Source organism: Costertonia aggregata (genome assembly GCF_013402795.1).
Classification (GTDB): domain Bacteria; phylum Bacteroidota; class Bacteroidia; order Flavobacteriales; family Flavobacteriaceae; genus Costertonia; species Costertonia aggregata.
This window is the reverse complement of sequence record NZ_CP058595.1, coordinates 1,737,163-1,752,048: the sequence shown is the minus strand read 5'-3', so window position 1 is coordinate 1,752,048 and position 14,886 is coordinate 1,737,163. Positions and strand designations below refer to the sequence as shown.

The following is a 14,886-nucleotide window of genomic DNA, read 5'->3' as shown; positions in this document are numbered from 1 at the left end:
ACAAAAAAAGAAAAAGCAAAACCAAAAGCTCTAGCTTCGTGCGCAGACGGAAACGAAAGGTTTCCTTATCTCCGCACTACGCTTAGCCGAACCGTTGTAAAACATTTTAAAACCAACCATCGCCAATGAAATATTATTCAGAATTTACCACAGAATATGTAAATGACATTTGCAACGAACTGAAATCAAAAGGAGTTTTGGCAGACAAAGTCGAGCAAAAACCATTTGAACCAGAAAGTTTTGAAACGCTAACAAATTTTTTGCAAAATCATATTGTTAGGTCTTTGGACATTTTTACCTACTTGGACAATTTAGGATTAGTCAATAGAGGTCGTTGCCCATACACAGGACAAAGAATTGATGAAACTTTCCCAAGTTGGTCTTTTATGAACAATCGCAGGGTTTATGTTTCTCACGAAGGTTATGAGATAATGCAAAAAGAAGATGCAGAGGAATATGAAAAAATAATGGGACATCCGAAACCCCAAAAAAGTGCGTCAAGTGGAAAAAGTGGCTGTTATATTGCGACTGCTTGTTATGGTAATGAATTTGCACCTGAAGTTCTGTATCTGAAACTGTTCAGAGATAATGTTTTGGCAAAAAATACTTTTGGTAGACTTTTCATAAAAACTTATTATTTCATTTCGCCACCAATCGCAGAAAAACTGAAAAACAAAGAAAAAATAAACAGTTTCATCAGAAATAGAATTTTGAACAAAATCGTAAAAAGAATTAAGTAATGGTTTGGTTCATCCTAATTTTAATTATTGTTGGTTACGTTATTTGGAAATTTAATGAAGATTCCAAGAAAGTGGCAAGAAGAAACGAATCATTCGGAGGAATGAAATTAATGTGACCAAGACTCTTTATGAAACAATAAATCGAATCAATCGAGAAGAAGGAAAAGACAAGAAAGTAAGGGTTTTTAATAGAGTTGTGCCATATATGAATTCTGAATTTGGTCTTGATACTTCTGAGATTGAAGTTGAACGAGACTATTCACTTCTTCTTGATGAAATTCTTGCGAGTGGTGAATTCACCCAAGAAGACATTGTAGCATTTACGGATAATTTGGAATCAGGAGAATCATCTAAAGTTGTAATTGAAAAACATATCAATAAGCAAACTGAGTGGCTAATTGATACAGTAGAGGAAATATTAGACATAGATAAGCTGACAAAACCTAAAGCGAAAAATATTGGCTCAGAAAAGTTTAAATACACTAAAGTTAGTATCACAGGACCTGAGCACTTAATGGAGAAAATATTGAGTGATTATGGACAATATTCAATCTTTGGAGTACCTGCATTACTCAACACCGATAAGTATGTAATTCATGAAGGAAGTTCGCGTTCCCAATTTGACCTAATCCTAATAAATCATTTAGGAGACATTGAGATTGTTGAATTAAAAAGGCCTGACCAATACCTTTTTGATTATGGGAATGGAAGAGGGAAGTTTTACCCCTCCAAGGATTTAGCAATCGCTATTTCACAAACTGAAAGGTACATAACAGCAATCCATAAGGATAATGATGATGAATATAAGATTGGAGGAAAGAAAATAAGAGAGTTTATTAATGATGAAATTGGTAACACAATGTTCGTTGAAAGTATTCGACCAAAAGCACTGATAGTTATAGGCTCATGGAAGAAACTCTCTAAGGACCATAGCTAACTAAGTGATACAGTTAAGGCAAAAGTGACTAAAGAAGATTATGACAATGATTGTCTCCAAGCTTATAAAGAATTACAACACTCACTTAAAAACATCAAAATCCTGACTTATTCTGAACTCTTGGAAAATGCTAGAACGAGACTTGAATTAAATAAAGAATAAAACAATGCACAACAAGGTATAAAATGCATAGCCACCCTGCGGGATGGCTACGACATCTTATACAGAACGTTGTGGTGGATTGACTGCGTCACGCACTTGCATTTCGCCCAGGCGAAACACCCACAAGTGCTAATACACCCTAACGGCAAGAAAAATCATTAAAAGTTATCATATTGGTAACTTTTGAATTATATTTGCATCAAACAAATTGATGTGAAAATATTTTCGAGAGGAACTTTGAGGGATTTTTGGGAAAAGCACGGCGACTGCGAATTGCAACTCAAAACGTGGTATCGTGAAACCGAAAAGTCAAATTGGACTTCGATGAACGAATTAAAAAGCGACTATCCTAATGCCAGTATCTTAAAGAACAACCGAATTGTTTTTAACATCAAAGGAAATGATTATCGACTGATTGTAAAATTCAATATTGAGTATCAACTTGCGTGGATAAGATTTATAGGAACTCACGCGGAATATGACAAAATTGACGCAAACGAAATTTAAAATGAATATAGTACCAATAAGAACAGAAAAAGACTACCAAAAGGCACTCGAAAGGCTCGAAGTGATTTTTGATGCAAAGCTTGGAACCAAAGAAGGCGATGAATTGGAAATTCTTTCAATTTTAATTGACAACTATGAAAACGAACACTTCCCTATTGAAATGCCAGACCCGATTTCGGCAATTCGCTTCCGAATGGAACAAATGGGACTGAAACAAAAAGATTTGGTCGAAATGATTGGTTTCAAAAGTCGTGTCAGCGAAATAATGAACAAAAAACGAAAACTGACTTTAGAAATGATACGAAACTTGAATGCCAAATTGAGAATTCCTACAGAAGTGCTTATCCAAGATTATTAAAAACATAGTGGAAAGCACTAAGGGTAACAATGTATAAAAACAATAAGGCGATTGTTTGTCAAACCAATGTTTCAGGCATATTTACGAGGTCGCCATTTTTTGTTTTAGCTTTTAAAAGATGTAAGTTGTAAAACCGTAAAAACAAAAAACGGCTACAGCATAACCGAACAGAATGTCAATACTTACTGCCCTACTGTTCTTATACTGAACCGTTAGCCACAGGAAAAAAATCCGTGACAAAATTAAAATTACGTAATAATTCATTAAATTTGTACGTAAAACAAAGGTTATGGACAAAAAATTGACATTGAGTTTAGACAAATCAATTATCGAAAGTGCAAAGAATTATGCCAAATCGAATAACATTAGCTTGTCGAAACTTATCGAATCTTATTTGAAAACACTCACCAAACGGAAAAGAAGTTCAACGGAAATCACACCTCTCGTTGAAAGTTTAAGTGGAGTAATTAATCTTGATGAGGATTTTGACGTAAAAGATGCTTATACTGATTACCTTATTGAGAAATACAAATGAGCAGATTACTAATTGACACAAATATCGTTATAGATTTACTTGCAAAAAGAGATAAATTCTATGATGAAGCTGCCGATTTATTTTCTCGTGCGGACAAAAAAGAATTAGAACTAACAATTTCGTCCTTAACATTTGCAAATACAAATTATATTCTTTCAAAACTTAAATCAGCTAAAGAAGCCAGAGAAATCCTAAGGAAATTTAAAGTACTTGTTGAGTTATTAAGTTTGGATGACAAGATTACAGAATTGGCTTTGAGCGATGATAGTTTTCCAGATTTTGAGGATGGACTGCAATACTATTCAGCAATCGAAAATCAAATAGATGTAATTATAACACGGAATAAAAAGGACTTTAAAAATTCTAAAATTCCTGTTTTAACTGCGAAAGAATTTTTAGCTCGGAAATAATGCCAGTGCCCAAAATTGTATAAAAATAATAGCGGTTTAATCGCTAAAACGAAAGTAAAATTTATAAATCAAACGACAGTAACAAACCGAAAGTAAGTGCATAAATCCGCTACTGCTCATACACAAAACCGTTTTCGGAAATGCCCACGGGCGCGTGCAAATACGTTCGCCCAAAGCGAACTCCCTTTCCACTATTCCCGACAACGGCTACGCAGTACGCTGCAATTTGCTTTAAAGGAACAAAAGGCTTTTTATTATTTTTACCGCAAACAATACGGCAAACACGCAGTTGCACTTCCGACAACAGGCGGATAAAGCAAATAGCGACTAAAGGCTGGCATAGCTCCGTCCGCACATGCGCGGACAACGCTACTCGCCTTACCCGCGTGGCCGTTGTAAAACATTTTGACCAAATCAAGAAAGTATGGAAGTAGACCACATATTTATTTTTTCTAATAACAAAGGAAAGGAAGCTAATGATTTGGTTGAATTTGGACTGACAGAAGGAAGTAGCCGACTTCATCCAGGTCAAGGAACTACAAATCGAAAATTCTATTTTGACAATTTTTTCCTTGAAATTTTATGGGTTGTAAATGAGGAAGAAATTCGGAGTGAGCTAACTGCAAAAACAAAACTTTGGGAACGTTCTCAGTTTAAGAAGAATGGAAATTCACGCTTTGGACTATGTTTGGTAAATTCAGAATTGACTGACAAACTTTTCGAGAAAAGTGAAATTTATGAACCTGATTATTTTCCAAAAGATATGTCAATTGACATAATCACGAATGAGCAAAACCCAGATTTACCTTGGACTTTCAGGCTTCCATATCGTGGCATAAAAAAAGAGAATAACGAACCGATTGAACACTTAAATGGGATAAAAAGTCTGACAAAAGTAGAATTTGAAACTCAAAAAGATAGTGAGAAAGCAGGTTTTAAAGATGCTTTCAAAAACGTTGAAAATGTAAGATTCACTGAAAGTGATGGTTTGAATTTAATACTTGAATTTGACAATAATGCTCAAGGAAAAATAAAAGAATTTTCGGGACTAAACTTGACAGTTAAATACTGAATAAAAACGTTTTACAACAATGTATATAAAAAATAGCGCAAGTAATTGCTAACACTAAGGTTTGGGCATTTTTGGAAAGTCGCCAAATTTTTAAATTTGACGATTTCCAATAAAAAAGATAAATAGTAAAATTTAAAAATTCGGCTTGTGTTTAATCCGAAAGGTAACAGCTTATTTTCAGCGCTACTTTTCATTTACGGAGCCGTTGTCGGAAATGCCTACGGGCACGTGCAAATACGTTCGCCCAAAGCGAACTCACTTTACACTATTCCCGACAACGGCCACGCAGTACGCTGCAATTTGCTTTAAAGGAACCAAAGGCTTTTTATTATTTTTACCGCAAACAATACGGCAGACACGCAGTTGCACTTCCGACAACAGGCGGATAAAGCAAATAGCGACCAAAGGCTGGCATAGCCCCGTCCGCTCAAGCGCGGACAACGCTACTCACCTTACCCGATTGGCCGTTAGCCACAATACGAAAAAACTTACGATTGAAAATTGGAAATTAATTTAAAAACTTTTACTGCGCTTAAAGAATTGCATCTGCTCAATTCTGTACCAGCCACTTTTGAGAGTTTGGAACTACTTGCGAAAGCGAGTACTGAATTAATCCAATCGATATACGATTCGAAACCTGAACTTGGCGAAGTCGAAGTTTTTATTGAAACCTTGTCAATAAAAATTTTACTTACTACAAAAAGTATTATTGAATTAGGAAAGGGAACAAAAGTTTCTGCATTGACTAAAGATAGTAACGTTAAATTATTAGATTTTCCTTCAATCAACATTTTAACACGTTCAATAATTGAGGCATTTTTAACGTTAGAATATTTGTTTTTCAATGACTTAGGCATTGAGGAGCGAAATTTCAGATTCTATATTTGGCAGATTTCTGGCTATAAAGCAAGACAAGGATTTTTTAATGAAAGAGGTCTATTAAAGGAAAACATAAATGAAAAACTTCAAACGGAATTAGCAGAGATAAAAAGATTAAAAGGCATTATAGAAAAATCACCTTATTACAACGATTTAAACAAGCAGAATTTATGGAAATTGGACACTTTTGGACTTCCAAGATTAGTAAGTTGGTCTAAGTTGATTGAGCAAAGTATTTTAAAGACATCAATGTTTGAATTATCATATAAATTATATTCAAATTACGCTCATTCGGAATTTATTTCTCTAATCCAAATGAATGGAGCGAAAACTCTAAACAAAGGCTCAGAAGAAAACGACTTATCAATATTAAATTCATTGAGAGTTGTTAAAATGATAAACTGTATTGCAATCATAGGATTAAAAAATAAATTTGATTTTGCGTCAAAAGTGTTTGAGCAATATGATGATGAAATAAAGTCAACAACCTTATTCTGGAACGAGTTCGGAACGGAATAAGTACTGTGGCTAACAATATATATAAAAAATAGCGGAAGTCATTGCTAACACTAAGGTTTGGGCGTTTTTGGAAAGTCGCCAAATTTTTAAATTTGACGATTTCCAATAAAAAAGATAAATAGTAAAATTCAAAAATTCAGCGCTTCTTTTCATATGCGTGACCGTTAGGGTGGATTGACTGCTACTAACAGAATCGCACAATACCGTAAAAATCCAAAAAGATACGTCCGCTACTACGGACTCCCCGGCGAGCAATGCTACAAGAAACAGCGGAAGTACGATTTTCGCGGCGGTATTGACAGATTTTCCTATATCTCCATGAAAATAACACCACTGCGTTTGGCACTGTTGCTACAACACATTTTTCTTAATGCATTGTTAATCAGTGTTTAAAATTTGGTTTTTTAATTTTTTATAGTATTTTACGATTATGGTACAAATAGAAAAGTCAGAAAACACAGAATTTTTAGAAAAATCAATCCAACATTTAGAAGCTACCGGTTTTGAAAACATAAAGGCGGATATAGAAGGCTACGAAACCCCAAAATCCTATATAAGAAAAGGGGCCGAGGCCAAGATTACCCCAGATATCGTTGCGGTAAAAAATGGTAGAAAGTATTTTTTTGATATTAGTTTAAAGACACAAAAACCACGACTTTTAAAAACCAAATGGTTGTTCTTGGATACGCTGAGCAGAATGAATTCCGACCGTTTTAAAATTATAACCACAAGAGGACACTATAAGTTTACCGACAATATGTTAGAGGATATCAATTTAAGCAACAAAGAGCCTATTAGAATATAAATTGCACTACATCAATTAAAAGAAGAGCGGTACGTAACCGCTCTTTTTATTTTTTTACCATGGCGACATGTGGTATACCATCCTCCAAGTAGGTTTCCCCTTCTTCAATGAATCCAAGGGAGTTGTAGAATTTTATCAAATAGGTCTGAGCGGATAGTTTTATGATCGTTTTTCCCAATGTTTCATGCACTGCTTTTATAGATGCCTTCATAATTGCCTTTCCATAACCAAATTTTCTCTCTTTCTTCGCTACCACTACCCTACCTATACTGGTGCTTTCAAAATAATCCCCCGGTTTAAATATTCTTGTATAGGCCACTACTTTTTTGTTTTTAAGACCTATAACGTGCAACGCTTTTTCATCTTTACCGTCCAAGTCTTGGTATACGCAGTCTTGCTCTACCACAAATACGGCACTGCGAAGTTGTAGGATGGCGTACAACTCATATATATTCAATTGCTGAAAATCTTTTATAACAATTTTCATCATCAATCCTGAACTATTATTTGTTTACTGTCACACTTACCGAATTCTGGTTGAATATTCACATGGTTGATACCATATTTATGGTACACTTCTGCTTCAATCCGTTCTAAAATACCATCAAATTCGGATAATTTAATATCTTTTTTAAAATCAATATGTGCTTCCAAATGAACTTCGTTCTCATTTAATTGCCATATATGAACATGGTGAACGTTTTTTATGGGTTCAATTTTTTCAATAGCTTCAACAATTTTTTGTACCGGTACCGTATTGGGCGTGAATAACATCAATACCCTTGTAGATGCTTTTAAAAGGTCATATCCCATATAAATCAAATATAATGCTATGGCCAAGGTCAAAGCGGCATCTACCCAATAAATTTTATAAAGTTTCATAACTATACCGCCTATTAAAACCGCCACGGATGCCATCATATCGGTCAATAAATGTAAGTAAGCCGACTTCATGTTCATATTGTTTTCTGCATCTTTTTTTAATAGTAAAACGCTAAAACCGTTGGCCAAAATCCCTAAAAAGGACAACCATATAACCAGGTCAGATTCAATTTCCTGTGGATGTATAAAACGTTCAATAGCCTCCTTTATGAGTATTATGGCTACTATTATCAATGTAGAGGCATTCACGAAAGCAGCGATAATCTCTGCTCTTTTGTATCCAAATGTCTTATTGGTCGAGGCCTTTTTTTGGGAAAGCTTTGTAGCGATGTAACTAATGACAAGCGAGAAAACGTCACTAAGATTATGAAGGGCATCCGACAACAAGGAAAGACTGCCCGAAATAAGCCCCCCAATGATCTGTGCTATGGTAATAAGTATATTGAGCCATATGGAAATCACAAGATTCCTCCCTTTTAAATCGGGATGGGCATGGGAATGATCGTGCCCCTTGTGATGTTGGTGTGCCATTTAGGAACAGGGTATTTTCTCTACACGTCTCTCATGCCTACCACCTTCAAAATCGGTCCCTAAAAAAGTACGCACCATTTCTAGAGCTTGTGGCAGGGAGATAAAACGGGCGGGAAGACTCAATATATTTGCATCGTTATGTTGCCTTGCCAAGGATACGATTTCTTTGTTCCAACAAAGGGCCGCACGTACTTTTTGGTGTTTGTTGGCCGTCATGGACGCTCCATTACCACTACCGCAGATAATAATACCCAAATCAACATGGTTACCCTCTACATCACTGGCGACCGGGTGTACAAAATCGGGATAATCTACACTATCGGTACCATCGGTACCATAGTTATTGAATTCAATTGACATGGATTTTAGCAGACCTACAATAGCTAATTTATATTCTGTTCCTGCGTGATCGTTCCCTATGGCTATTTTCATCTTATAAATATTTGCTGTGAAAAAAGTATACTGCAATTTACCAATAAATAATTTCTTTATCTATCGAAATTCTTACATTACACATGGTTGGTAAGACCTTATAATCAAGCTTTCACAACAAAAAATGGTCTTTTCACAACAATTTTTTAAAACTTACAGGTATTGATTGTTCATTTGTGTACTATAAGGTTATACTTTCCTGTTGAAAACCAATAAAAAAAACCACGCTCAAAATTTGTTTTTATAATTGTAATTTTCAATTACAAAAGTCCATGGAATATCTAGTGTAGAAATTATATTTAATAATCATAAGATATTCATGCTTACTTTCCGGTTAGCTAACAATTAATTTACATTTAGTTATCAATAAAAACATGTTGACAAAGGTTATCAACCTATTCCTATAACTTTTTTAAAACATTGATATTCAATTCTATTTTAAATGAATGGAATGTCGATAAATATTTACATCAAACAAAAGCAAATTAAACTTCAATTATTTATCCCTGCTATTAACACACTATCATAACAATCAATATTTATTTAAAATTTAAAAAAAAGAAAATAATGATATATAGTATGTTCATAACGTTGATAATTGTACGAAGATGCATTCCCTAAAAAATGCTCTAGATTATAATTCGTAATTTTCCAACAAATAAAATTTTTAATGTCAAGAAAGAAAAAAGGTGCTGGCCATCAGCGCAAGAACGAAATAACCAAAGGAATATTTACAGTACTTGAAAAAGAACCTTCAAATAGTTTTAACTACAAGCAAATTGCCGCTAAAATAGGAGTGACCGATGCTCATGATAGAAACCTGCTCATTAAACGTCTGGTGCAATTAAAGGAAAAAAAGCGAATCACCGAACCCGAGCGCGGAAAATACAAAGCAATTGCCAGTAAGGTAAAAACCTTGCATGAAGGTACGGTAGACATGACTAGTAGAGGGAACGCTTATATAGTGGTCGAAGGTATTGAAGATGATGTATTTGTACCGTTCAATAAAATAAACAAGGCTTTTCATAGAGATGTTGTAGAAGTATACATATATCCAAGGCGAAAAGGGAAAAAATTGGAAGGCGAGGTAGTAAATATTTTGGAACGCAACAAAACAACATTTGTGGGCGTGGTAGATATGCAACCTACCTTTGCTTTTATTCGACCATCGGATACGAGAATGTACACTGATATTTTTGTGCCAAAAGAAAAAATGGGCAAGGCAAAGAATGGCGAAAAAGTAATTGTAGAGTTAACGGATTGGCCCGATAATGTAGATTCTCCCTACGGTAAAATCACAGAGATTTTAGGGATGCCGGGGGACCACGATACTGAAATCCATTCCATTTTGGCCGAATACGGTCTTCCCTATGAGTTTCCGCATGAAGTTGAACAATACGCCCAAACTTTGGATACTGCTATAAAACCCGAGGAAATTGCAAAGCGAAGGGATATGCGAGACGTTCTTACCTTTACAATAGATCCCAAAGATGCCAAGGATTTTGATGATGCCCTTTCCTTTGAAAAAATGGAAAACGGTAATTATGAAATAGGTATTCATATCGCCGATGTTTCGCATTATCTGATACCTAATACTATTTTGGACGATGAAGCTTACGATAGGGCAACCTCGGTGTATTTGGTAGATAGGGTCGTTCCCATGTTGCCCGAAGTATTATCCAACAATGCCTGTTCCCTTCGGCCTAACGAAGAGAAATATACATTTTCCGCCATTTTTGAACTTGATGACAAAGCCAATATAAAAAAACAATGGTTCGGGCGTACGGTCATAAATTCCAACGAGCGTTTTGCTTACGAAGAGGCACAATATATTATCGAAAATACTAACGGTAGTATACCTAGTGATATTTCAATTCGAGGAAACGCATATACCGTGTCCAGTGACGTGGTAGATGCTACACTGATTATGGATAGATTGGCCAAAATCATGCGTGGAAAACGCATGCAACAGGGTGCCATTTCTTTTGATAAGGTTGAGGTACGCTTCAATCTCAATGAAGAAAGTGAGCCTGTCGGGGTCTACTTTAAAGAATCCAAAGATGCCAATAAGCTCATTGAGGAATTTATGCTACTGGCGAATAGAAAAGTTGCCGAGTTCATCGGAAAACAGAAACCCGAAAAAACATTTGTATATCGTATTCACGACGAACCAAATGAAGAAAAACTAATAGCCCTTAACGGTATTGTCTCTAGATTTGGACACAAGCTAAACTTTAAGGATAAAAAATCCATCAGCGATTCCTTAAATAAACTTTTAGAAGATGTGAAAGGGCAAAAAGAACAGAATTTGGTGGACACTTTGGCCATTCGCAGTATGAGCAAAGCTATTTACACTACCGATAATATCGGGCACTACGGTTTGGCCTTTGATTACTATTCCCACTTTACCTCGCCCATTAGAAGATATCCCGATGTAATGGCACATAGACTATTACAACACTACATTGACGGTGGCAAATCTCCCAACGCCGAACCCTATGAACAAAAGTGCAAGCATTCTTCGGACATGGAGAGTCTGGCCGCCAATGCCGAACGGGACTCTATTAAATACATGCAGATTAAGTTTATGGAAGACCATAAAGACCAGGAATTTGTTGGGGTAATCTCTGGGGTGACCGAATGGGGCATTTATGTTGAAATCATAGAGAATAAATGTGAGGGTATGGTACGCATTCGCGATATAAAAGATGATTATTATACTTTTGATGAGAGCCAATATGCTATTGTTGGGGAAAGAATAAAAAAAACATACCAATTGGGGGACGAAGTGGTCGTAATGGTAAAAGAAACAGATTTGGTAAAAAGACATTTGGATTTTGCTCTATTGGGCAAGCACACTTGATACAATTTTTTGAGATACAATCAGTTAAGTATACGTAAGAATTAACTTATAAAAGCTTTACTATGAAATATTTATTTTTAGTTGTAATCGTTTTTTTAGAGAGCCATTCTTTACAGTCCCAAGAAGAAAAAATAGTTCAGGATTTACAAAGGTTTTCAGAAGTAAAAGGTTTTGACGGCCTGTCCATCAATCTTATTAAATCAGATGTGAACAAAGCGGTCATTACAGGTGCCAACACCAATAAAGTTGCTATTGTAAATAATAAGGGTGTATTAAAGTTACGTATGGAAATCACTAAAATTTTTAGTGGCTATCGAACTTTTATAGATTTGTACTATGCACAGCCTCTGGTTATCATAGATGTGAACGAAGATGCACGTATAACCTCGGAAGATACAATTGAACAAGATGTTTTGGAACTTAAATCACAAGAAGGCGGTGAACTCAACATAAAGACCAATGTTGAGCAGCTCCTGATTAAATCGGTCACCGGGGGCACAATAACAGCAACAGGTATGGCAGATGTCCAAGATGTAAATATCAATACGGGAGGTGTTTACGAAGGCAAGGACTTGAAAACTAAATTTAGCACGATCAGCGTAAATGCCGGTTCAAATGCTACCATACATGCAACAGATTATGTAAAGGCAACCGTAAAGGCAGGTGGAGAGGTAAAAGTATATGGTGATCCAGAAAAAATGGAAGAAAAAACAGTTTTTGGTGGTACAATAACCAGAATGTAAATATAATTAGTAGAGTAGGTTTATGTTAGATGATATACAGGCAGCGATACCATTGGGCTTCTTTTTAAGCTTTATGATCGGGCCTGTTTTTTTTGTGCTTTTGGAAACCAGCGCCATTAAGGGATTTAGGGCAGCACTATGTTTTGATTTAGGTGTTATCGTTGCCGATATTTTATTTATAACCGTTGCCTATTTCAGTAGTTTTCAGTTACTGGAAAACTTGAGCAACCAGCCAGGCCTTTACGTTTTTGGAGGTATGATACTATTGGTCTACGGCATTATTACTTTCATAAAGAAGGAAGCAAAAGAGAACAAACCTAATTTTAAAGTCAGTAGGGGCGATTTTTTCAGCCTATTCGTCAAAGGTTTTTTATTGAACTTTATCAACATAGGTGTTTTGGTGTTTTGGTTGGGTGTAATTATAGTTGTTGGCCCAAGTTTGGACAACGACCCCAATCGTATCATGGTTTTTTTCTCCGCAATGATAGGGTCATATTTTGTTACAGATCTATTTAAGATACTTTTGGCGAAGCAATTGAGAAGAAAACTCACGTCCAGACGTATTTTTCTGATAAAAAAAGGGCTGGGAGCTGTTTTGATTATCTGCGGGCTTGTTTTAATCGTAAAAGGATTTCTACCAAAAGACCAGTTGAATATTGAAAAAGGGATAGAACTCATTCAATAAAAGTCCAAAGCATATAAGATTTCTTGAAATGTTATATGTAGTAAATGTTGGTAAAACCGTAATCATTTACAAGTAACGATAAAATAAAAAACCTCAACATATGTTGAGGTTTTCTTTGGAGGCATCGAGCGGATTCGAACCGCTGTACAAGCTTTTGCAGAGCTCTGCCTAGCCACTCGGCCACGATGCCTTTTTAATGGTTGCAAATCTACAAAAATTAATCTTTTGGAATATTAAGAATGTGCTTTCATTGTAAAAAAGTATCATTAAAAACAAATTACGAAATATTCATAATTCGCTATGAAAAGCACGAGGGACTTTTTTGAGGCATCGAGTGGATTCGAACCACTATAAAAACCTTTGCGGGGTTTTGTCTATCCATTTCGACCACAATGCCATTTTAATAATGTAAAATTACTGTAAACTACATATTTACAGAAATCTTAGATATGTATTTCATCGATGAAAGCTAAGTTTTATCGAAACCTTCTCGACATCGCCACCAATTGGCGGATTTATTTTTGAAACAGAAATAACGCTATTCACAACCATGGGTATTTCATTAAAAATACGATCGGCTATACGTTTTGCCACGTGTTCCAAAAGCTTGGAAGGAATCTTCATTTCTTCCTTAACAATATGATTTATATGAACGTAATCAACGGTATCTTCCAAGGCATCAGTATGGGATGCTTTTTCTAAATTTGCCGAAGTTTCAACATCAACCAAATAATCGCTCCCGATTATGGTCTCTTCCGGCAAACAACCGTGGTAAGCGTATACCCTAATATTTTCAACTTTAACTATACCCATTTGTACTGCGTTTTATTTTGTAAAATTAACACAATACAAAATGAAGTTAGTACATACACCTACAATTACTCAGCCCTTGGAAAATATCGACCCCCAAGGTCACAACATGTGTTCCCGAACTAAAGCCCAAAATCTCGTTCAGAATTACTTGGTACGAGTATCCAAAATAAAAATTGCTCTTTTTAAGGCCTACTATTGGTGCAATATATAACGGACTACCAATTTGATCGTTCAAAAAACGATAGGTAACCCCGGCATAATAATAATCTTCAAAATCGTACCATCTAAATTTTACGTTCAAATCTGTTACCGACCGACCATCACTTTCAAATAGTTGAAAAAACACAGAAGGCTCTATCTCTAATTTGCTGTTTTTGTTTTTGGTATACCTGTAACCTGTATAGGCGTAATAATTTCTCAATCTATTGGGTTCAAAAACAGGATTGAACCTTTCAAGATCTTTGTCCAAAAGATTGGAAGCGTTCAAACTAAAGTAGAATTTATCTTTTCTATATAGAACGCCAACATCAAAATTGTGATTGGTGGTAGCCCGGTCATCGGTTACCGACATATCGTTATTGTCCCTAAAATTTTCGATATCGATACGAAATTGATTGAAATTATAGGATAAACCGAAAGATAAAAACTCGTCATCATACCTGTCCAAGGTCAAATGATGGGCAAAAGAAGCCCTTGCTCCCCTTTGTTTGGTTTCCCCGTTACTATCGTTATAGAAAAGAATCCCCAAACCCGACTTGTTCCCGACCCGGGCATCAGCAGCCAATGACTGTGTATCAGGAGCGTCTTTGATACCTACCCATTGGGTAAGGCCGTTTACACGTATCTTAATATGATCGCCTATACCTGCATAGGTCGGGGACATCACAAAAGGGTTGTCTGCCAAATATTGGGACAGTTGGGGCAGTGTAAGTTCTTGTGCATTGGTGGCAAAAGCACTTAAAAGCAGTACTAGAGCTACTAATTTGTTACGCATAATTTTTAGGTTAAGTTCT

At 35.7% G+C, this 14,886-nt stretch carries 17 protein-coding genes and 2 tRNA genes; 12 read left to right on the top strand and 7 right to left on the bottom strand.

Annotated features, from left to right (window positions below):
* The first annotated feature begins 125 nt into the window (after positions 1–125).
* From HYG79_RS08025 to HYG79_RS07985, 9 genes are all read left to right on the top strand, one after another.
* The gene (locus HYG79_RS08025) at positions 126–740 is read left to right on the top strand and encodes a CFI-box-CTERM domain-containing protein (protein WP_179241584.1); all 615 of its coding nucleotides are present in this window, start codon (positions 126–128) and stop codon (positions 738–740) included.
* A 112-nt stretch (positions 741–852) separates the two neighbouring features.
* On the top strand, positions 853–1,677 hold the full coding sequence (locus HYG79_RS08020) for a Shedu anti-phage system protein SduA domain-containing protein (RefSeq protein WP_179241583.1): 825 nt from the start codon (positions 853–855) through the stop codon (positions 1,675–1,677).
* A gap of 375 nt (positions 1,678–2,052) precedes the next feature.
* Positions 2,053–2,346: a type II toxin-antitoxin system HigB family toxin gene (locus HYG79_RS08015; protein WP_179241582.1), complete on the top strand. Its 294-nt coding sequence runs from the start codon at positions 2,053–2,055 to the stop codon at positions 2,344–2,346.
* 1 nt (position 2,347) lies between these two features.
* A complete protein-coding gene (locus HYG79_RS08010) occupies positions 2,348–2,704 on the top strand; it encodes a helix-turn-helix domain-containing protein (protein WP_179241581.1) in 357 nt (118 codons plus the stop codon).
* A 289-nt stretch (positions 2,705–2,993) separates the two neighbouring features.
* On the top strand, positions 2,994–3,239 hold the full coding sequence (locus HYG79_RS08005) for a DUF6364 family protein (protein ID WP_179241580.1): 246 nt from the start codon (positions 2,994–2,996) through the stop codon (positions 3,237–3,239).
* Complete coding sequence (locus tag HYG79_RS08000; protein ID WP_179241579.1) at positions 3,236–3,649, top strand: type II toxin-antitoxin system VapC family toxin; 414 nt, start codon at positions 3,236–3,238, stop codon at positions 3,647–3,649. The genes HYG79_RS08005 and HYG79_RS08000 overlap by 4 nt, the downstream gene beginning before the upstream one ends.
* Before the next feature lie 424 nt (positions 3,650–4,073).
* Positions 4,074–4,721 carry a VOC family protein gene (locus tag HYG79_RS07995; protein WP_179241578.1) on the top strand — a complete coding sequence of 216 codons (648 nt, stop codon included), beginning with the start codon at positions 4,074–4,076 and terminating at the stop codon, positions 4,719–4,721.
* A 501-nt stretch (positions 4,722–5,222) separates the two neighbouring features.
* Positions 5,223–6,119: a DUF5677 domain-containing protein gene (locus HYG79_RS07990; RefSeq protein ID WP_179241577.1), complete on the top strand. Its 897-nt coding sequence runs from the start codon at positions 5,223–5,225 to the stop codon at positions 6,117–6,119.
* Between the two features lie 430 nt (positions 6,120–6,549).
* A complete protein-coding gene (locus HYG79_RS07985; protein WP_179241576.1) occupies positions 6,550–6,924 on the top strand; it encodes a hypothetical protein in 375 nt (124 codons plus the stop codon).
* 46 nt (positions 6,925–6,970) lie between these two features.
* On the opposite strand, the gene HYG79_RS07980 is transcribed toward HYG79_RS07985, so the two are convergent.
* Genes HYG79_RS07980 through HYG79_RS07970 form a run of 3 tightly spaced genes read right to left on the bottom strand, consistent with a single transcriptional unit; the run spans position 6,971 to position 8,769 of the window.
* Positions 6,971–7,411: a GNAT family N-acetyltransferase gene (locus HYG79_RS07980; protein ID WP_394367020.1), complete on the bottom strand. Its 441-nt coding sequence runs from the start codon at positions 7,409–7,411 to the stop codon at positions 6,971–6,973.
* A gap of 2 nt (positions 7,412–7,413) precedes the next feature.
* On the bottom strand, positions 7,414–8,337 hold the full coding sequence (locus HYG79_RS07975) for a cation diffusion facilitator family transporter (RefSeq protein ID WP_179241574.1): 924 nt from the start codon (positions 8,335–8,337) through the stop codon (positions 7,414–7,416).
* On the bottom strand, positions 8,338–8,769 hold the full coding sequence (locus HYG79_RS07970) for an RpiB/LacA/LacB family sugar-phosphate isomerase (RefSeq protein WP_179241573.1): 432 nt from the start codon (positions 8,767–8,769) through the stop codon (positions 8,338–8,340).
* 670 nt (positions 8,770–9,439) lie between these two features.
* Between HYG79_RS07970 and rnr the strand changes: the two genes are divergently transcribed.
* The 3 genes from rnr to HYG79_RS07955 all read left to right on the top strand — a co-directional run bounded on the left by rnr (position 9,440) and on the right by HYG79_RS07955 (position 13,060).
* Positions 9,440–11,632, top strand: a complete 2,193-nt coding sequence (gene rnr, locus HYG79_RS07965) for a ribonuclease R (protein WP_179241572.1) — start codon at positions 9,440–9,442, stop codon at positions 11,630–11,632.
* A 62-nt stretch (positions 11,633–11,694) separates the two neighbouring features.
* Positions 11,695–12,375, top strand: coding sequence for a head GIN domain-containing protein (locus tag HYG79_RS07960; RefSeq protein ID WP_179241571.1), 681 nt, complete (start codon positions 11,695–11,697; stop codon positions 12,373–12,375).
* Between the two features lie 22 nt (positions 12,376–12,397).
* On the top strand, positions 12,398–13,060 hold the full coding sequence (locus HYG79_RS07955) for a LysE family translocator (protein WP_179241570.1): 663 nt from the start codon (positions 12,398–12,400) through the stop codon (positions 13,058–13,060).
* Positions 13,061–13,176: 116 nt separating this feature from the next.
* Here the strand turns inward: HYG79_RS07955 and HYG79_RS07950 are convergent.
* From HYG79_RS07950 to HYG79_RS07935, 4 genes are all read right to left on the bottom strand, one after another.
* Positions 13,177–13,250 (bottom strand) — tRNA-Cys (locus HYG79_RS07950).
* Positions 13,251–13,385: 135 nt separating this feature from the next.
* A tRNA-Cys gene (locus HYG79_RS07945) sits at positions 13,386–13,457 on the bottom strand.
* A 59-nt stretch (positions 13,458–13,516) separates the two neighbouring features.
* Entirely contained in the window at positions 13,517–13,873 is a 357-nt protein-coding gene (gene folB, locus HYG79_RS07940) for a dihydroneopterin aldolase (protein ID WP_179241569.1), read from the bottom strand.
* 46 nt (positions 13,874–13,919) lie between these two features.
* Positions 13,920–14,867: a PorP/SprF family type IX secretion system membrane protein gene (locus HYG79_RS07935; RefSeq protein ID WP_179241568.1), complete on the bottom strand. Its 948-nt coding sequence runs from the start codon at positions 14,865–14,867 to the stop codon at positions 13,920–13,922.
* Positions 14,868–14,886 lie beyond the last annotated feature (19 nt).